Annotated in this window: 15 protein-coding genes; 8 read left to right on the top strand and 7 right to left on the bottom strand. The window is 66.9% G+C overall.

All coding sequences use genetic code 11. The annotated features are described in order from the left end of the window. Positions 1–328 precede the first annotated feature (328 nt). A complete protein-coding gene (locus ACTIFF_RS09390; protein ID WP_439536583.1) occupies positions 329–622 on the top strand; it encodes a hypothetical protein in 294 nt (97 codons plus the stop codon). A gap of 63 nt (positions 623–685) precedes the next feature. Here ACTIFF_RS09390 and ACTIFF_RS09385 read toward each other — a convergent pair whose 3' ends face one another. Next, a complete protein-coding gene (locus ACTIFF_RS09385) occupies positions 686–2,113 on the bottom strand; it encodes a chloride channel protein (RefSeq protein ID WP_439536582.1) in 1,428 nt (475 codons plus the stop codon). Positions 2,114–2,334: 221 nt separating this feature from the next. Between ACTIFF_RS09385 and ACTIFF_RS09380 the strand changes: the two genes are divergently transcribed. Both ACTIFF_RS09380 and ACTIFF_RS09375 read left to right on the top strand, forming a co-directional pair. Next, a complete protein-coding gene (locus ACTIFF_RS09380) occupies positions 2,335–3,921 on the top strand; it encodes a gamma-glutamyltransferase family protein (protein ID WP_439536581.1) in 1,587 nt (528 codons plus the stop codon). 68 nt (positions 3,922–3,989) lie between these two features. Then, complete coding sequence (locus ACTIFF_RS09375) at positions 3,990–4,796, top strand: DUF1223 domain-containing protein (protein WP_439536580.1); 807 nt, start codon at positions 3,990–3,992, stop codon at positions 4,794–4,796. Here the strand turns inward: ACTIFF_RS09375 and ACTIFF_RS09370 are convergent. After that, entirely contained in the window at positions 4,762–5,187 is a 426-nt protein-coding gene (locus ACTIFF_RS09370) for a BLUF domain-containing protein (protein WP_439536579.1), read from the bottom strand. The two genes, ACTIFF_RS09375 and ACTIFF_RS09370, sit on opposite strands and share 35 nt — an antisense overlap. 128 nt (positions 5,188–5,315) lie before the next feature. On the opposite strand from ACTIFF_RS09370, the gene ylqF reads away from it, so the two are divergent. Next, entirely contained in the window at positions 5,316–6,236 is a 921-nt protein-coding gene (ylqF, locus tag ACTIFF_RS09365; RefSeq protein WP_439536578.1) for a ribosome biogenesis GTPase YlqF, read from the top strand. Between the two features lie 236 nt (positions 6,237–6,472). Here the strand turns inward: ylqF and ACTIFF_RS09360 are convergent, their stop codons facing one another. The 3 genes from ACTIFF_RS09360 to ACTIFF_RS09350 all read right to left on the bottom strand — a co-directional run bounded on the left by ACTIFF_RS09360 (position 6,473) and on the right by ACTIFF_RS09350 (position 10,073). Beyond that, positions 6,473–8,263, bottom strand: coding sequence for an acyl-CoA dehydrogenase (locus ACTIFF_RS09360; protein ID WP_439536577.1), 1,791 nt, complete (start codon positions 8,261–8,263; stop codon positions 6,473–6,475). A 109-nt stretch (positions 8,264–8,372) separates the two neighbouring features. Then, entirely contained in the window at positions 8,373–9,308 is a 936-nt protein-coding gene (locus ACTIFF_RS09355; protein ID WP_439536576.1) for an electron transfer flavoprotein subunit alpha/FixB family protein, read from the bottom strand. A 12-nt stretch (positions 9,309–9,320) separates the two neighbouring features. Then, positions 9,321–10,073 (bottom strand): electron transfer flavoprotein subunit beta/FixA family protein, encoded by a 753-nt coding sequence (locus ACTIFF_RS09350; protein WP_439536575.1) that lies wholly within the window; start codon positions 10,071–10,073, stop codon positions 9,321–9,323. A gap of 116 nt (positions 10,074–10,189) precedes the next feature. Here ACTIFF_RS09350 and ACTIFF_RS09345 point away from each other — a divergent pair, with 116 nt between their 5' ends. The 4 genes from ACTIFF_RS09345 to ACTIFF_RS09330 all read left to right on the top strand — a co-directional run bounded on the left by ACTIFF_RS09345 (position 10,190) and on the right by ACTIFF_RS09330 (position 14,489). Next, positions 10,190–10,768: a TetR/AcrR family transcriptional regulator gene (locus ACTIFF_RS09345; RefSeq protein WP_439536574.1), complete on the top strand. Its 579-nt coding sequence runs from the start codon at positions 10,190–10,192 to the stop codon at positions 10,766–10,768. 124 nt (positions 10,769–10,892) lie between these two features. After that, positions 10,893–12,269: a phosphomannomutase/phosphoglucomutase gene (locus ACTIFF_RS09340; protein ID WP_439536573.1), complete on the top strand. Its 1,377-nt coding sequence runs from the start codon at positions 10,893–10,895 to the stop codon at positions 12,267–12,269. A 129-nt stretch (positions 12,270–12,398) separates the two neighbouring features. Further along, positions 12,399–13,637, top strand: a complete 1,239-nt coding sequence (locus tag ACTIFF_RS09335; RefSeq protein ID WP_439536572.1) for an EAL and HDOD domain-containing protein — start codon at positions 12,399–12,401, stop codon at positions 13,635–13,637. A gap of 24 nt (positions 13,638–13,661) precedes the next feature. Then, complete coding sequence (locus tag ACTIFF_RS09330; RefSeq protein ID WP_439536571.1) at positions 13,662–14,489, top strand: HDOD domain-containing protein; 828 nt, start codon at positions 13,662–13,664, stop codon at positions 14,487–14,489. Between the two features lie 37 nt (positions 14,490–14,526). Here the strand turns inward: ACTIFF_RS09330 and ACTIFF_RS09325 are convergent, their stop codons facing one another. Further along, the gene (locus tag ACTIFF_RS09325) at positions 14,527–14,829 is read right to left on the bottom strand and encodes a hypothetical protein (protein WP_439536570.1); all 303 of its coding nucleotides are present in this window, start codon (positions 14,827–14,829) and stop codon (positions 14,527–14,529) included. Beyond that, on the bottom strand, positions 14,829–17,444 hold the full coding sequence (gene alaS, locus ACTIFF_RS09320; protein ID WP_439536569.1) for an alanine--tRNA ligase: 2,616 nt from the start codon (positions 17,442–17,444) through the stop codon (positions 14,829–14,831). Before alaS ends, ACTIFF_RS09325 begins: the two co-directional genes overlap by 1 nt. Positions 17,445–17,522 lie beyond the last annotated feature (78 nt).

The raw sequence follows: 17,522 nt of genomic DNA, 5'->3' as shown, positions 1-17,522 counted from the left end.
TGGGACAAGGGAAACGGTCTCACGCCGCGAAAGACCACATGTTAAGCAGGGGTTATCGCAAGATTAAATCTTGTCCAGATGAGGCCGCTGAAAACGGCAGCACCTGGTCGTGATCCCGCGCACCGGCGGGTCGTGTCGATGTGTGGTCACGGCTTCGGCGCGCGCGCTACGTGACCAAAGGTCAAAGTCGCGCCGATCCGGCATGACCGGCGCGGCTGCGGGTTCAGACGGCGGCTTATCCGACCGTTACTGACTCAACCACGCACAAGAACGTGCTGGTGCGGATTCCCCGGGCACCTGCCCGAGGCCGAACCCAAGCGGGGCGACCATGAGCCAGGCCAGTCGCAGCAAAGACACACGCACTGCCAAGCACCCGGTCCACGACCGCAACACTCCGGTTCTTCCCGCAGCGGACGGTGGCAGGCGCCATCCCGATGCCCAGACGACGATAGCCATGCGCAACGTGGCGCCGGACGACTATGTCGCCGATGTAATCGCCACAGCTAGCCGCGAACATCTGATCATCGTCACCAACGGCCAGCGATACGCGCTGTGTTCGGTGATTCCCGCCGGCTGGCGGGCATTCGGGCCGCTCGAGTACGCACTACCCCCGGTGCGCTGAACCGCTGCGACGGATCAGCGTGCGGCCGACGGTGGACGAGGCTTGGAGCGGATCGCCTCTTCGCTAGCCGGGTGGCGCGGCGCCCGGCGTATTGCCCGCATCCGGTCTGCCGGTGCCCCCAGCGCCGCCGTTGCGCGCCACCATGTGTCGCGCCACCGTTTCATACAGCGGCTGGCTGAAGATGCGCGACACCCCCGATGACAGCAGCGACACCGCCATCAGGCCGATCACCACCGAGTAGCCGTCGACCATTTCCATCACGATGATGAAAGAGGTGATCGGCGACTGGGTCACCGCGGCGAGAAAGCCGGCCATGCACAGCACAAGCAACATGCCCGGCGCGTCCTGCTGGCCGATCAGCGGCGCGAGATCGTGACCGATGCCGGCACCGATCGCGAGGCTGGGCGCAAAGATGCCGCCCGGCAGGCCGGACAGGTAGGCGATCAGCGTGGCGAGGAACTTGGCCGGGCCGTAGTACCACTCGAGCGACGCGTCTCCTTCGAGCAGCGCACGGGTTTCCCCATAGCCGCTCCCGAAGCTGCTGCCACCGGTGACGTAGCCGAGTGCCGCGACCAGCACGCCGCAGGCGGCGGCAAAGCGGATCGGATGGTCGCGTCGATAATCCGCCATCCGTCCCTTCCACGACGTGGAACTGATGATGAGCATGCGCGAGAACAGGCCGCCCGCGACGCCGCACACCAGCGCGGTGATGGCCACGGCAAGCGCCATTTCGCGGTCGGTACCGGCGATGGCGATCTGCCCGAAGTAGCTCGCCTTGCCGAGAAAGGCCTGCGACACGATGCCGGCCAGCACGATGGCAGTGATGATGAGACCGCTCATGCGCGACTCGACATTGCGCGAAAGCGTTTCAATGGCGAACACGATGCCCGCCAGCGGCGTGTTGAATGCCGCAGCAATGCCGGCGGCTCCGCCGGCCACCAGCATGTGGGTACGCGGAATGTGCAGGCCGCCCGGCAGCAGCCGGTGCAGTGCGTTGAGCATCGATGCGCCGATCTGTACCGTCGGGCCTTCCCGGCCGAGCGAAAATCCGCTGCCGACGGCTGCCGTGCCGATGACGATCTTGCCGATGATGATGCGCAGCGACAGCAGCGGCTTCCAGCTTCGGTCTTCGGGACGCGACATTTCGGCGATGGTCTGCGGGATGCCGCTGCCTTCGGCACCTGGAAACCAGCGCCGCGTCGCCCACACGCACAGCGCGCCGCCGAGCGGCGTCAGCAGGAAGGGCCACCAGGGGTTGTCGCTTGCGAGGCCACGGAAGTGGTGGATGGCCAGATCCGACAACTGCGCAAAACCGACCGCCAGCATGCCCACCACGACGGCGCCACCCCACAGCACGAGACGGCCGAGCCATACCTTGAAATAGGCCTGATTGCGCCGGCGCAGGGCCGGATACCTGAAATCGAACCAGGCAAGCCGCAGTCGGGCGCGCCAGGCTGACAGCAAAGACCACAGCGAATACTTGTGATGCATCGATCCATTCCGTAAGCGGATACGGCGCAGTACGCCGTCGAAGATGATTGCGGGAGGCAAGATGCATGCCGCTGTCCGCTGCGCGCACAGCGCGACTGTAACCGTGTTCAAGCGGCCCCTTGCCCCGGAAATTCACTGAAAGCCGCGCAACGAAGGCGGCTTGATGCACCATATGGGGGCACTCGAACCCGCCCGGCGCGGCCGCTCATGGAGATGTTCCGATGAAACCCACTGCCCGCGGCATCGCGGTCGCCCCTCACCACCTGGCCAGCGAATCGGCGCGCGACGTGCTGCGCGAAGGCGGCAACGCGATCGAAGCGATGATCGCCGCCGCCGCAACGATCGCCGTCGTCTATCCGCACATGAACGCGCTCGGCGGCGACGGTTTCTGGCTGATCGCCGAACCGGGCCAGCCGCCGCGCGCGATCGACGCATGCGGCGCTGCGGCCGTCATTGCCAGCCGCACCTGGTACGCCGATCACGACGTGCGCGATCGCCTGCCGACACGCGGCCCGCTGGCGGCGCTGACCATGGCCGGCACGGTGTCGGGCTGGCAGCTGGCACTCGAGGCGGCGGCCCAGGCGGGTGGGCGCCTGCCGCTGTCGCGTCTGCTGCGCGATGCCGAACATCATGCGCGGAGCGGCACACCGGTTTCGCGCAGCCTGGCGCGCGGCCTGCGCACGAAGCAGGACGAACTGCGCCACCAGCCCGGCTTCGCCGCGCACTTCATGCCGAACAACACGGTGCCGCAGGCGGGAGACGTGCTGTGTCAGCCACGTCTGGCCGACACGCTTGCCCAGCTGGCGCGCGCCGGACTCGAAGATTTCTACCGCGGCGACCTGGCGCGCCGCATGGCCTCCGCACTGGGCGCCGCCGGCAGCCCGTTGCGCCTGTCCGACTTCCTGACGCATCGCGCACAGTGGCGCACGCCGTTGAAGCTCGAGCACAGCCTGGGCCATGTGTACAACACGCCGCCGCCCACCCAGGGTCTGCTGTCGCTGCTGATACTCGGTCAGCTCGACCGCCTCGGGCTCGACGGCCTGCACGGACAGTCCGCCGAATTCATCCATCGCGCGGTCGAGGCGACGCGCCAGGCCTTCGTGATCCGCGACCGTCACCTGACCGATCCGGCGCGCATGCGCACGGACGCGCAGTCGCTGCTGTCGGACGACTGCCTCGACATGCTGGCTGACGGCATCGACCTGCAGCGCGCGGGTGGCTGGGTCAGCGGTGCGCCGGGCGATACGGTGTGGATGGGGGTGGTCGACGCCGAAGGCCGCGCAGTGAGCTTCATCCAGAGCGTCTACCACGAGTTCGGCAGTGGCGTGATCGCCGGCGATAGCGGCGTGCTGTGGCAGAACCGCGGCATCAGCTTTTCGCTGGCGGTCGGCGCGCTCAATGCGCTGGAGCCCTGCCGCAAGCCGTTCCACACGCTCAACCCGCCGATCGCCCAGCTGACCGACGGGCGCACGGTCGTCTATGGCTCGATGGGTGGCGACGGACAGCCGCAGTTCCAGGCCGCCGTATTGCTGCGCCACCTGCTGTTCGGTGACGACGTGACCGCCGCCGTCGCGGCGCCGCGCTGGCTGCTCGGCCGCACCTGGGGCTCGGACAGCGACACCCTGAAACTGGAGTCGCGCTTTGCGCCCGAGGTGTTCGAGGCGCTGCGCCGGCGGGGTCATGTCGTCGAGTCGCTGCTCGAATTCGACGAAAGCGCCGGCCACGCCGGCCTCATCGTGCGCCACCCCGACGGCCGCATCGAAGGTGCCGCCGACCCGCGTTCGGACGGATCGGTCGAGTACGCCTGACGCGCACGTCCGTAAGGACAGCGGACCGACACCGGTCATCTGCGCATACTCACTGCCGGAGACCGTCCATGTCGCTGCGTCCTGTCCTGCCCGGCCTGCTGGCTGCCGCGCTTTCTCCCTTCGTGCTCGCGCAGGGCGCCCCACCCTGCGAGGCCACCCGCAGCTGGGTACCGGTGGTCGAGCTCTACACCTCGCAGGGCTGCAGCAGTTGCCCGCCGGCCGACGACTGGCTGCGTTCGCTGAAGCAGGCGGCCGACGCGCAGCAGGTCGTGCCTCTGGCCTTCCATGTCGATTACTGGGACTACCTCGGGTGGCGTGACCCTTACTCGTCCGGCGCCCATTCGGCACGACAGCGCCGGCTGGCGCGCGCCGAGGGCGGCAGCGTGGTCTACACGCCGCAGGTCAGGCTGTCGGGCGATGACTTCCGCGGCTGGCGTTCGGCCGACATGGTGCGTACGACGCTGGCGCGCAAGGCGCGGCCACCGGCCGCCGACGTGACGCTGTCGCTCGATCTGCGCGGCCAGGTGCTGAAGGTCGATGCGCGCACCACGCTGCCGGGCGACACGGTGGGTTACGTCGCGGTGTACGAGCGCATGCTGGGGTCGAAGATTTCAGGTGGCGAAAACGCGGGGCGCACATTGCAGCACGACTTCGTCGTGCGCACCCTGATCGGCCCGTTCACACCCGACGCACAGGGCCGGTTCAACCTCATGCGCGACATTGCGCTCGACCCGTCGTGGAAACGCGCCGACCTCGGCGTGGCACTGCTGCAGGCCGCTGCCGATTCGGGCGCCGCGCGGCTCGGCGCATCACTGGCCCTGTGCGCCGCACCCGAGCGCCTCAGCGCGCTGACTTCCAGCGCGCCACGCCGATGAGCGCCTGAAACAGCGCCTCGACCGACGCGGCCGACATCGTGTAGGGATCGAATTCAGGGCGCGGGCAGTACTTCAGGAACAGTGCCCGGTTCTCGGCGGTATAGCCGACATACCCCATGCCCCAGTCGGTGAAGTCGCGTTGCGCGATCTCCCTGAGCCCCAGCAGCAGCGGATCGCGGTGCCGCGCATCGGCGACGATGCGGTGATAGGCCGCATTCACCTGATCGCGGCCACCTTCAAGGCATTGCAGGAACACGCTGCCGGTGTAGCACAGCGCGCCGGTGATGCCGTCCCGCACATTGTTCGCCTGCGAAACCTGCAGGATCTGGTCGATATCGCCCGGCCCGACGTCGGGCTGGACGCGGCTGGCGTAGATCAGTCGGACTAGCATCGTTGTCTCCTCGCTTCCGTCGTCATTCAATCACGGTCGCCCTGCCGCCGGGACAAGGGATTGTGCAGCGCCGCGCCAGCTGCCGGTCGACCGGTAGAATGGCGACCTTATCCCGCTGTCCGTCTCACATGTCCATCCAGTGGTTCCCCGGTCACATGACCGCCGCGCGCAAGCACGCGACCGACGCGATGAAGTCGGTCGACGTGGTGGTCGAGGTGCTCGACGCCCGCCTGCCCGACGCGAGCAGCAATCCGCTGATCCACGCCATCCGCACGCATCGCAACCGGCCGTGCCTGAAGCTGCTGAACAAGGCCGATCTGGCCGATCCGGAGGCGACGGCCGCCTGGCTGAAGCACTTCAACGCCCAGCCGAACACGAAGGCGGTATCGATTTCGGCGCGCAAGCCGGGCGACGCGAAACGCATCGAACAGCTTGCGCAGTCGCTCGCACCGCATCGCGACGACAACCTCAAACCGCTGCGCCTCATCATCATGGGCATCCCGAACGTCGGCAAGTCGACGTTGATGAATGCGCTGGTGAAGAAGCACGTGGCCGCGACCGGCGACGAGCCGGCCATCACCAAGAGCATCCAGCGCATCCACCTGACGCCGCGGCTCACGCTGTACGACACGCCGGGCCTGATGTGGCCGAAGATCGAGCATGAAAGCGACGGCCTCATGCTGGCGGCCAGCCACGCCATCGGCCGCAACGCCATCATCGACGAAGAGGTCGCGACCTTTCTCGGCAACCTGCTGCAGGCGAAGTACCCGGCACTGATGACCGCCCGCTACGGCTGCACGCCGGACATGGACGGCGTGTCGGTCATCCAGCACATCGCCGCGCGGCGCGGCTACCGCATCAAGGGCGGCGCGCCGGATTACGAAAAGGCGTCGTTCACCCTGCTGCAGGACTACCGCGACGGCGCCATCGGCCGCGTCAGCCTCGAAACCCCGGAATCGCGCGCCCGGATGCTGGCCGCCGACCGTGCGGCCAAGGCAGAGAAGGCGAAGCAGAAGGCGCCGGACGACGACACCACGTCGGCGGACTGACGGGAACCGGAGGCCGCTGCGCTGTGGTCGAGCGCTGTGGTCGAGCGCTGTGGTCGAGCGCTGTGGTCGAGCGCTGTGGTCGAGCGCTGTGGTCGAGCGCTGTGGGAGCGGCGTCCCCGCCGCGATCGTGCCGCGATGATCACCGTGCAGAGTGCCGATCGCGGCGGGGACGCCGCTCCCACAGGGGCCGCCATACAGGGGCCACTCCCACAAGGGAGGCCAAAACCGCCGAATGTTCAGTCCAGCGACTCGTCCAGCGTCGCGGCTGCCCCCTGACACACGACATGCGCCAGTCCGGCACACTGGCTCAGCACATGATCGGCGTAGAAGCGGGCGCTGGCGATCTTGGCGCGATGGAAGGCTGCGTCGTCGCTGCCGCCGGCCAGATGACGGTGCGACAGCAGCGCCGCACGCGCCATTTGCCAGCCGCCGGCGGCGCGACCGAACAAGCCGAGCAGCGGCACGGCCCCGGCCAGCACGGCACGCACATCGCTGCGGAAATGTCCGACCACGAAGCCCACGCCGCGCTCCAGTGCCTGCGCCGCGTCGCGCAGTCCGGCGGCGATCACGGCCAGCGCCGCATCACCGGTCGCCTCCAGCGCAGCGCACTGCGCGTGCATGTCCGAGATCACCGCGCGGGCGGCAGCACCGCCGTCACGCGCGATCTTGCGGCCGACCAGATCGTTGGCCTGGATGGCGGTCGTGCCTTCGTAGATCGTGGTGATGCGCGCGTCGCGCAAGTACTGCGCGGCACCGGTTTCCTCGACATAGCCCATGCCGCCGTGCACCTGTATGCCCAGCGATGCGATGTCGATGGACGTTTCGGTGCTCCAGCCCTTGACCAGCGGAATCATCAGTTCAACGAAACCCTGCGCGCGGGTACGCGCCTCCGGGTCGGGGTCATGTTCGGCGCGGTCCAGGGATGCCGCCGTCACGGCGGCCAGCGCGCGCATCGCCTCGACCTGCGACTTCATCAGCATGAGCATGCGGCGCACATCCGGGTGGCGGATGATGGCGACGCGCTCGCCCGACTTCACGCCCGCTTCGGTGCCCTGCACCCGCTCGCGCGCATAGTCCATCGCGCGCTGCAGCGCGCGCTCGGCGACCGCGATGCCCTGCAGGCCGACCGCGTAGCGCGCGGCATTCATCATGATGAACATGTACTCGATGCCGCGATTCTCCTCGCCGCACAGCCAGCCGACCGCGCCGCCGTCGTCGCCGTAGGCCATGACACAGGTCGGACTGGCATGGATGCCCAGCTTGTGTTCCAGCGACACGCAGCGCACATCGTTGCGCGCACCCGGCTTGCCGTCGGCGTCGGGAACGCACTTGGGTACGATGAACAGCGAAATACCCTTCATGCCCTCGGGTGCGCCCGGCGTGCGTGCCAGCACCAGATGCACGATGTTGTCGGCCAGTTCGTGGTCGCCGAAGGTGATGTAGATCTTCTGGCCGAACACACGGTAGCTGCCGTCTGCCTGCGGCTCGGCGCGGGTGCGCACGGCGGCGAGGTCGGAGCCGGCCTGCGGCTCGGTCAGGTTCATGGTGCCGGTCCATTCGCCGCTCACCATCCTGTCCAGATACAGGTGCTTCTGTTCAGCCGAACCACACAGCGACAGCGCTTCGATGGCACCGGCGGTGAGCAACGGGCACAGCGAAAATGCCATGTTCGCGCCCATCACCATTTCCTGGATCATCGCGACCACCACATGCGGCATGCCTGCTCCGCCGTGTGCCGGATCGCAGCCCATGCCGTTCCACCCGTTCTCGGCGTACTGCCGGTAGGCATCTTTGAAGCCCTCCGGCAGCGTCACGCGGCCATCGGCGCCCAGCGTGGCGCCGGCGCGATCGCCGATCCAGTTCAGCGGCGACAGCACTTCGGAGGTGAAGCGCGCGGCCTCGTCGAGCACGGCATCGACCACGTCGGGACTCGAATCCTCCAGCCCGGGCAGCGCCACCACTTCGGCCAGCCCGGCCAATTCGAGCGCGAAACGCATGTCGCGCAGCGGGGCGATGTATTCACTCATGGCTCACTCCTCCGGGGCGCTGCCGGCCCGTTGATGCTGCGCCGCGGATCGCCGCGGCGAAAGACGCTACAGCGACCCTGGCGACTTCCCAGCGCCTGTCAAGCGCCGACTACCCCAGTTCCGCGACCAGTTTCGGCACCAGTTCGAACAGGTCGCCGACCAGGCCGTAGTCGGCGACCTGGAAGATCGGTGCATCGGCGTCCTTGTTGATGGCGACGATCACCTTCGATTCCTTCATGCCGGCCAGATGCTGGATGGCACCCGAAAGACCGACGGCGATATAGAGATCGGGCGCGACGATCTTGCCGGTCTGACCGACCTGGTAATCGTTCGGCGCATAGCCCGAATCGACCGCGGCTCGGCTGGCGCCGAGCGCGGCACCGAGCTTGTCGGCCAGCGGTTCGAGCACGTTGTGGTAGGCCTCGCCGCTGCCGAGCCCGCGTCCGCCGGACACGACGACCCGTGCCGAGCCGAGTTCGGGGCGCGCCGACTGCGACAGTTCCTGCGACACGAAAGTCGCCAGCCCGGTCGCCGCCGGTGGCTGGATGGCTTCGACCGCCGCGCTGCCTCCGCTGGCCGGCGCCGGGTCGAACGCGGTCGCGCGCACCGTGATGATCTTTATCGCGTCGCGGCTCTGCACCGTGGCCAGCGCATTGCCGGCGTAGATCGGGCGCACGAAGGTGTCAGCCGACTCGACTGCGACGATGTCCGACACCTGTGCCATGTCGAGCAGCGCGGCGACGCGCGGCATGAAGTTCTTGCCGAAGCTGCTGGCCGGTGCCAGCAGGTGGGTGTAGCCGGCAGCCAGTGACAGCACCAGCGCGGCCACGTCTTCCGCCAGTGCGTGTTCGAACTGCGGCGCGTCGGCCGTCAGCACCTTCGTGACGCCCGCGACGGCCGACGCGGCGCTCGCTGCGGCGTCGCAGCCCCGGCCGGCGACCAGCACGGTGATGTCGTCACCGATCTTCGCGGCGGCGGCAATCGTGTTCAGCGTCGCCGGGCGCAGCGCGGCGTTGTCGTGTTCGGCAATGACCAGAATGTTCATGTCAGGGATTCCTCAGCGCAGCACTTTGGCTTCGTTGCGAAGCTTCGCGACCAGTTCGGCGACGTCGGCCACCTTCACGCCGGCCTGCCGCTTCGGCGGTTCGGCAACGCGCAGCGTCGTCAGGCGCGGCGTCACGTCCACGCCCAGTTCGTCGGGCGTCAGCGTGTCGAGCGGCTTCTTCTTCGCCTTCATGATGTTGGGCAGACTGGCGTAGCGCGGCTCGTTCAGGCGCAGATCGGTGCTGATCATCGCCGGCAGCGCAACGCTGACCGTCTCCAGCCCGCCGTCGATTTCGCGCGTCACCAAGGCGCGACCGTCGGCCACCTGCACCTTCGACGCGAAGGTCGCCTGACCCCAGCCGAGCAGCGCGGCGAGCATCTGACCGGTCTGGTTGGCGTCGTCGTCGATCGCCTGCTTGCCGCAGACGATCAACTGCGGCGCTTCGCGTTTCGCCACGGCAGCGAGCAGCTTGGCCACCGCGAGCGGCTGCAGTTCAACCTCGGTACCGACCAGGATGGCGCGGTCGGCGCCGATCGCCATCGCGGCACGCAAGGTGTCCTGGCAGGCCGCAATGCCGCAGGACACCGCGATGACTTCGGTCACCACGCCCGCCTCGCGCAGCCGCACCGCCTCTTCCACCGCGATTTCGTCGAACGGATTCATCGACATCTTCACATTGGCGGTTTCCACGCCGCTGCCATCGGCCGCCACGCGGATCTTCACGTTGTAATCGATCACCCGCTTGACCGGAACCAGTGCTTTCATCGTTCGCGCCTCCTGCGCCGCTAGGTGCTGCCGCATCCATACGGATGCGTATGTCCAGGTCCGTACGCTACCGTATGCCTGAATCCATGGTCAATACCCGAATGCGGAATAGCCTCATGCCGGAATCCGAAACGCTCGTGCCGCGGCCGCAGACAGACCGCGACACCTGGCTGCACGCAGCCACCCAGACCCTGGCGGACAGCGGCGTCGACGGCGTCAAGGTCGAAAGCCTCGCGCGCCAGCTCGGGCTGACCAAGGGCAGCTTCTACTGGCACTTCAAGGACCGGCGCGCGCTGCTCGACGCCCTGCTCGAGCACTGGCGGGCCGGTCGCATCGACGACATCTCGCAGCGCACGCAATGTGCGCCCGGCCACGAGATCGCGCAACTTCACCACGTGATCGACACCTACAGCCTGGCACGCAACCAGCGCGGCATGCGCGTGGAACTGGCGATCCGCGACTGGGCGCGCCACGATGCTGCGGCGCAGTCGGTGATCGACGCCGTCGACGCGGTGCGTCTGGACTGCGCCACCGCACTGTTCGTCGCCGCTGGCCACGGCGCCGACGAAGCCGCCAGCCGCAGCCTGCTGCTGTACGCCTATGTGTTCGGCCTCGGCATGATGGACGGCGAGCGCGCGGCGCTGCGTCCGGCCGCCTCGCGCGCCTTCATCGCGCGCCTGATTACCGGCGGATGAGGGTTTGCGCACTGAACTGCGCACTGATACGCGTCACCCTCGCGCCTGCCGAAGGATAATTGCCGCGCTGCCGCATGGCACCCGATGCACCGTGCCGCCCCCGAATCCAGAGAAAGGAAAACAGATGTCCTTCCCCGCACCCGAAATTTTCAAGGCCTACGACATCCGCGGCATCGTCGACAAGACGCTGACCGCAGAGGCGGTTCGCGCCATCGGCCACGCGCTCGGCTCCGAAGCCGTCAAGCGCGGCCAGCGCACCATCGCCGTCGGCCGTGACGGCCGGCTGTCGGGGCCCGAACTGGCGGGCGCACTGGCCGCCGGCATCAATGCCGCCGGTGTCGACGTGCTGGACATCGGCTGCGTGCCGACGCCGCTGTCGTACTTCGCCGCCTTCGATCTGGGCACCGACAGCGCGGTCAGCGTGACCGGCAGTCACAACCCGCCCGACTACAACGGGCTGAAAATGGTGCTCGGCGGCCAGACGCTTTACGGCGACATGATCCAGGACCTGCGCCGGCGCATCATCGAAAACGATCTGGTGCATGGCGTGGGCACCACCCGCCATGCCGACGTGCGCGATGCCTACATCGCCCGCGTGACGTCCGACGTAAAGCTCAAGCGGCCGATGAAGATCGTCATCGACTGCGGCAACGGCGTGGCCGGCGACATCGGCCCGAAGCTGTTCGAAGCGCTGGGCTGCCAGGTGACGCCGCTGTTCTGCGAGGTCGATGGCCACTTCCCGAACCACCATCCGGATCCGTCCAAGCCGGAAAACCTGGAAGACCTGATCCGCGTGCTGGCCGCGGGTGACGCCGAAATCGGCCTCGCCTTCGACGGCGACGGCGACCGTCTGGGCGTGGTCACGCGCGACGGCGAGATCATCTACCCCGATCGTCAGCTGATGCTGTTCGCCGCCGACGTGCTGTCGCGCCAGCCCGGCGCACAGATCGTCTACGACGTGAAATGCACGCGCCTTCTGGCGCCGTGGATACGCGAACACGGCGGAGAGCCGATCATGTGGAACACCGGTCACGCGCTGATCAAGGCCAAGCTCAAGCAGAGCGGGGCCGCACTTGCCGGCGAAATGAGCGGCCACATGTTCTTCAAGGAACGCTGGTTCGGCTTCGACGACGGCCTGTACGCGGCCGCCCGACTGCTGGAAATCCTGTCCGCATCGCCGGACGGCAACGCCGTGCTGAAGGCACTGCCGACCGCCATTTCGACGCCGGAGCTCAATCTCAAGATGAACGAGGGTGAGCCGCATGCGCTGATCGCCGAAATGCAGCAGTCGGCGGTGTTCGACGGCGCGCGCGAAATCATCAAGATCGACGGCCTGCGCGTCGAGTACGCCGATGGCTTCGGTCTGATGCGCGCCTCGAACACCACGCCGGTGGTCGTGCTGCGCTTCGAAGCGGACACCGACACCGCGCTGGCCCGTATCCAGGCCGATTTCCGAGGCGTATTGTTGCGCGCACGGCCGGGCCTGAAGCTGCCGTTCTGAGCCAGCGCGTGCCTGATGGCCGACCCGCGCGGCCGGCCATCAGGGTGCAATCAGTGACACAGTTCGTACGCTCTGCAAAATAAGGTCTCAAGACCCTCAATCTTGAGTTCGGCATGCCGAAACCGGTACATGCCGAACAACCACACCACCTCCACCTCCATCTTCGTTGGACGCCAGCCCATCCTCGACCGGAGTGGCGCCCTGTACGCGTACGAGCTGCTGTTCCGCTCCGGCCAGATGGAACATGCGGAATTCAGCAGCGACGTCAGTGCAACCGCCCGCGTGATCACCACGGTATTCAACGAGCTGGGACTGGAGAACTCGCTCGGCAATGCATTCGGCTTCATCAATGTCAGCGAAGAAATGCTGATGTCCGAGGCGATCGAGTTGCTGCCGCCAGACAAGATCGTCATCGAGTTGCTGGAAACGATTCCGCCGACGCCCTCGGTCATCGAGCGCGCGCGCGATCTGGTGGCCAAGGGCTTCCGCCTGGCGCTCGACGACGTACTCAGGCTGGAAGACGACTTCCGGCCGCTGATCGAGATTGCGTCCTTCATCAAGATCGACCTGCTGGGCATCGACCAGGACACGCTGCCCGCCATCGTCGCCAGTTTCAAACCCTACAAGGCGAAGCTCCTGGCGGAAAAGGTCGACAGCGCCGAGCAGGCCCAGCGCTGCAACGAACTCGGTTTTGCCTATTTCCAGGGCTACTTCTTCGCCCGCCCCAGCGTGCTGAGCACGCGCGCGCTGAAATCGAGTGAAACGACGCTGCTGAGACTGCTCGGTCTGGTCATAGGCGACGCCGAAACGGTGGAAATGGAGCCCCTGATCAAGCAGGAGCCGGCACTGCTGGTGAACCTGATGCGGGTTTCGAACTCGATCGGCAGTGGCGGCCGCCAGATTTCGTCCGCGCGCGAAGCCATCACGCTGCTCGGGCGCACGCAGCTGCAGCGCTGGCTGCAATTGTTGCTGTTCTGCCCGCAAGGCAGCGAGCAGGCCGGCGGCCCGCTGCTTGCCATGGTGGCCACCCGCGCACGCACCATGGAACTGCTCGCGGAAAGGTGCGACAGCCGCAACTGCGACCCCGAGTGCGCCTTTCTGACCGGCATCCTTTCGCTGCTGCCGGCATTGCTCGGTGTACGGATGGAGGAAATCCTGAAGACGCTGGCGGTCGATGACTCCATCCGGAATGCCCTGAACGATGGCTCGGGCAACCTTGGCGCACTGCTTACGCTGATGCGCAACTGGGAGGACAACGCGCTGCATGAATTCGTGCTCACGCTGGCCCGTCTGCCCGCGCTCGGCCTGACCGACTTCACGAACGCGACCTCGGAATCCATGACCTGGGCGGCAACGCTCGGCCAGTAACCAGAACGCAAAAAGGAAGCCTGCATGAACGCAATGGAACGCATCTTCAGCGCCACCGCGCAGCTCCCGGTCATTCCGCGGGTGGTGCAGAAGATGATCGACACGCTCAAGCACGAAGATGCGGACCTGCAGCCGCTGATCGCCGACATCCGGCTCGACCCGGTCATCAGCGCGCGCGTACTGCGCATCGCCAATTCAGGCTTTTACGGCAGCCGCCGCACGGTGGGCTCGATCGACGATGCGGTCCGCCTGGTCGGTACGCGCGTGCTGCGCACGCTGGTCATATCGGCCGGGGTGAGCAGTGCGTTTCCCAAGGTACCCGGTGTTGACCTGAAAGACTTCTGGCGCCACGCGCTGATGACTGCCAGCGCCAATGCACTGCTGGCGCGCCATGCCGGCGAGAACGCCGACAACGCCTACGTCGCCGGTCTGATGCACCGGCTGGGCCAGTTGATGATCCACATCGCCTTTCCGCGCATCGCTGAAGAGATTGCACGTGATTGCCATGGACTCAGCGTCAGCGAGCGCGCGGCCGTGGAACACCTGAAGCTGCATACCAACCACTGCGAAGTGGGCGCCGAGCTGGCAGCACGCTGGAACTTTCCGGATGACGTCGCCCTGGCCATGCAGTACTACTGCCAGCCGCATCACGACAGCGCCACGCGCCTCGCGCGACTGACCAATGTCGCCGCCCAGATCTCGATGGAAATAGATGAAGACGTGAAGCCGGAGGACATTGCCGAACACCTGAACCGCAGCATCACCGACCTGTGCGGCCTGGACCGCACGGCCATCCTGCCCGACATCGCGTACTGCGCGGAACACGCGGCGGAAGCAGAACTGGCACTGTGACCGATTGCCGGCCGGTGCAGACCGTCGGCCTGCCGATTCAGCGCATCTTCGGATTCAGCGTGCCACGGTTGTAGTCCTTGTCGCCGGGCATCAGCACGCGGGTGCCGAACCAGCCGCCTTGCGCGCCTTCCGGCCGAAGGTGGTTTTCCGGGTAGGTGTCGGCGATCTTCTTCGCCTCGACCTGCTTCGCCTGATCGACGAACTTCCAGCGGCCGTCCGGCATCAACTGCACCTTCTCGCCGGCCGCGGTGGTCGCCTCGATCATCGTGCCTTCGCCAGCCTGCACCAGCCCGCCGGCAACGAGCGCCAGCGCCAGCGCCATGAACATCGTCCGTCTCATCACAGTCTGCCCTCCACCCAGTTCGCGACACCGGCCAGTGCCGCCGCGAGGTTTTCCGGCTGCGTGCCGCCGGCCTGCGCCATGTCCGGCTTGCCACCGCCCTTGCCGCCGACCTGCGCCGCAACGAAATTGACCAGTTCTCCGGCCTTCACCTTCACCGTCAGATCCGGTGTGACGCCGGCGATCAGACTCACCTTTCCGTCGTTGACCGCGGCCAGCACGATGGCAGCCGAACCGAGCTTGTCGCGCAGCTTGTCCAGCGTTTCGCGCAACGCCGGCACATCGGCGCCTTCCATCACCGCCGCCAGGACCTTCGCACTGCCGATGGTCACGGCCTGCGCCGCCAGATCGTCGCCCTGGCTCGATGCCAGCTTGCTCTTCAGTCGGGCCAGTTCCTTTTCCAGCGCCCGCACGTGATCCAGCGTCTGCGCAATCTTGGCCGGCAGTTCGGCCGGCGGCGCCTTGAAGGCTGCAGCCGCCTGTGCGACCAGCCGGTCCTGTCCCTGCACGAAGCCGACGGCGTTTTCGCCGGTGATGGCCTCGACCCGGCGCACGCCTGCCGCAACACCCGCTTCGACCGTGATCTTGAACAGCCCGATGTCGCCGGTGCGCGCCACGTGGGTGCCACCGCACAGTTCGCGCGATGAGCCGATGTCGAGCACGCGCACCTCGTCGCCGTACTTTTCGCCGAACAGCATCATCGCGCCGGTCTTCTGCGCGTCCTCGATCGACATCACACGCGCCTGCGTTGCCGCGTTGGCGAGGATTTCCGTGTTGACGATGCGCTCGACGCGGGCGATTTCGTCGTCGGTCATCGGCGCGTGATGCACGAAGTCGAAGCGCGTCTTGTCGGCATCGACCAGCGACCCCTTCTGCGCCACATGCTCGCCCAGCACCTCGCGCAACGCCTTGTGCATCAGGTGGGTGACCGAGTGGTTGCGCGCGGTGGCGGCGCGGGCGCGCACATCGACGCGCGCGCTGACCGTGTCGCCGACCGCCAGACGGCCGGTGCCGACCACGCCGTGATGGCCGAACACCGCCGCCTGGATCTTCAGCGTGTCCTCGACCTTGAAGATGCCCTGCGCGCCGCGCAGTTCGCCGCGGTCCCCGACCTGACCGCCGGATTCGGCATAGAACGGCGTGTCGTCGAGCACCACGACGCCCAGTTCGCCCTCGTGCAGCGACTCGACCGGCGCGCCATCGCGGTAAAGCGCCAGCACCCTGCCCTGTGTATCCAGTCTGTCATAGCCGCGGAAGGCGGTCGCTGCGCCGTCGTACTCGAGCGCAGTGGCCATGCGGAACTTGCCGGCGGCGCGCGCCTGGTCCTTCTGGCGAGCCATCGCGGCGTCGAAGCCGGCCTGATCGACGGTGACGGAACGCTCGCGGCAGATGTCTGCCGTCAGGTCGAGCGGGAAGCCATAGGTGTCATGCAGCTTGAACGCGGTTTCGCCATCCAGTGCGGTGCCCTCGGGCAGCGCGCTCAGCGCCGATTCGAGGATGGACATGCCGTTTTCGATGGTCGCGAAGAAGCGCTCCTCCTCCTGCCGCAGCACGTCCATCACCTTCTGCTGCGCCGACGCCAGATCCGCATAGGCGCTGCCCATCTGCGCCACCAGGTCCGGCACCATGCGGTGGAAAAACGCGGCGCGCGCGCCCAGCTTGTAGCCGTGACGGATGGCGCGGCGGATGATCCGGCGCAGCACGTAGCCGCGGCCTTCATTGCCCGGGATGACGCCGTCGGCGATCAGGAAGGAACAGGCGCGGATGTGGTCGGCCAGCACCTTCAACGACGGGTTGTCGAGATCGGCGGTGTGCGTTTCGCGTGCGGCGGCGGCGATCAGCGCGACGAACAGGTCGATTTCGTAGTTACTGTGCACATGCTGCAGCACGGCGGCGATGCGCTCGAGACCCATGCCGGTGTCGACACTGGGCTTGGGCAGCGGATGCAGCACGCCGGCTTCGTCACGGTTGTACTGCATGAACACGTTGTTCCAGATTTCGATGTAGCGGTCGCCATCCTCATCGGGGGACCCCGGTGGGCCGCCTGGAATGTCTTCGCCGTGGTCGTAGAAGATTTCAGTGCACGGGCCGCACGGGCCGGTGTCGCCCATCATCCAGAAGTTGTCGGACGCGTAGCGCGCGCCCTTGTTGTCGCCGATGCGCACGATGCGCCCGACCGGCACGCCGATCCTGTCGCGCCAGATCGCATAGGCTTCGTCGTCCTCGGCGTACACCGTGACCCACAGCTTGTCCGCCGGCAGCTTGAACACTCCTGTCAGCAGTTCCCACGCGTAATCGATGGCGTCCTGCTTGAAATAGTCGCCGAAGCTGAAGTTGCCCAGCATTTCGAAGAAGGTGTGGTGGCGCGCGGTATAGCCGACGTTTTCCAGGTCGTTGTGCTTGCCGCCGGCGCGCACGCATTTCTGCGACGTGGTCGCGCGGTTGTAGCTGCGCTTGTCGAAGCCGAGGAACACGTCCTTGAACTGGTTCATGCCGGCGTTGGTGAACAGCAACGTCGGGTCTTCGTGCGGCACGAGCGAACTGGACGCCACGATCTGGTGGCCCTTGGACGCGAAGAAATTCAGGAAGGCGGAGCGGATGTCGGCGCTGGTCATGGTCGGCAATGGGGGATCAGGAGGGCGCTAAACTGCGCGAAACAGCCGCGGATTCTAGCATTCCGCCCGTAGCGCCCG

The sequence above is a fragment of the Methyloversatilis sp. genome (assembly GCF_051861465.1).
GTDB lineage: Bacteria > Pseudomonadota > Gammaproteobacteria > Burkholderiales > Rhodocyclaceae > Methyloversatilis.
Note: the sequence above shows the minus strand (reverse complement) of the source record. Positions and strands in the feature narration are given on the sequence as shown.

Bases quoted from the DNA above. Each gene is read 5' to 3' on its own strand.
- ACTIFF_RS09390 (WP_439536583.1), top strand. From the start codon at position 329: ATGAGCCAGGCCAGTCGCAGCAAAGACACACGCACTGCCAAGCACCCG.
- ACTIFF_RS09385 (WP_439536582.1), bottom strand. From the start codon at position 2,113: ATGCATCACAAGTATTCGCTGTGGTCTTTGCTGTCAGCCTGGCGCGCC.
- ACTIFF_RS09380 (WP_439536581.1), top strand. From the start codon at position 2,335: ATGAAACCCACTGCCCGCGGCATCGCGGTCGCCCCTCACCACCTGGCC.
- ACTIFF_RS09375 (WP_439536580.1), top strand. From the start codon at position 3,990: ATGTCGCTGCGTCCTGTCCTGCCCGGCCTGCTGGCTGCCGCGCTTTCT.
- ACTIFF_RS09370 (WP_439536579.1), bottom strand. From the start codon at position 5,187: ATGCTAGTCCGACTGATCTACGCCAGCCGCGTCCAGCCCGACGTCGGG.
- ylqF (WP_439536578.1), top strand. From the start codon at position 5,316: ATGTCCATCCAGTGGTTCCCCGGTCACATGACCGCCGCGCGCAAGCAC.
- ACTIFF_RS09360 (WP_439536577.1), bottom strand. From the start codon at position 8,263: ATGAGTGAATACATCGCCCCGCTGCGCGACATGCGTTTCGCGCTCGAA.
- ACTIFF_RS09355 (WP_439536576.1), bottom strand. From the start codon at position 9,308: ATGAACATTCTGGTCATTGCCGAACACGACAACGCCGCGCTGCGCCCG.
- ACTIFF_RS09350 (WP_439536575.1), bottom strand. From the start codon at position 10,073: ATGAAAGCACTGGTTCCGGTCAAGCGGGTGATCGATTACAACGTGAAG.
- ACTIFF_RS09345 (WP_439536574.1), top strand. From the start codon at position 10,190: ATGCCGGAATCCGAAACGCTCGTGCCGCGGCCGCAGACAGACCGCGAC.
- ACTIFF_RS09340 (WP_439536573.1), top strand. From the start codon at position 10,893: ATGTCCTTCCCCGCACCCGAAATTTTCAAGGCCTACGACATCCGCGGC.
- ACTIFF_RS09335 (WP_439536572.1), top strand. From the start codon at position 12,399: ATGCCGAACAACCACACCACCTCCACCTCCATCTTCGTTGGACGCCAG.
- ACTIFF_RS09330 (WP_439536571.1), top strand. From the start codon at position 13,662: ATGAACGCAATGGAACGCATCTTCAGCGCCACCGCGCAGCTCCCGGTC.
- ACTIFF_RS09325 (WP_439536570.1), bottom strand. From the start codon at position 14,829: ATGAGACGGACGATGTTCATGGCGCTGGCGCTGGCGCTCGTTGCCGGC.
- alaS (WP_439536569.1), bottom strand. From the start codon at position 17,444: ATGACCAGCGCCGACATCCGCTCCGCCTTCCTGAATTTCTTCGCGTCC.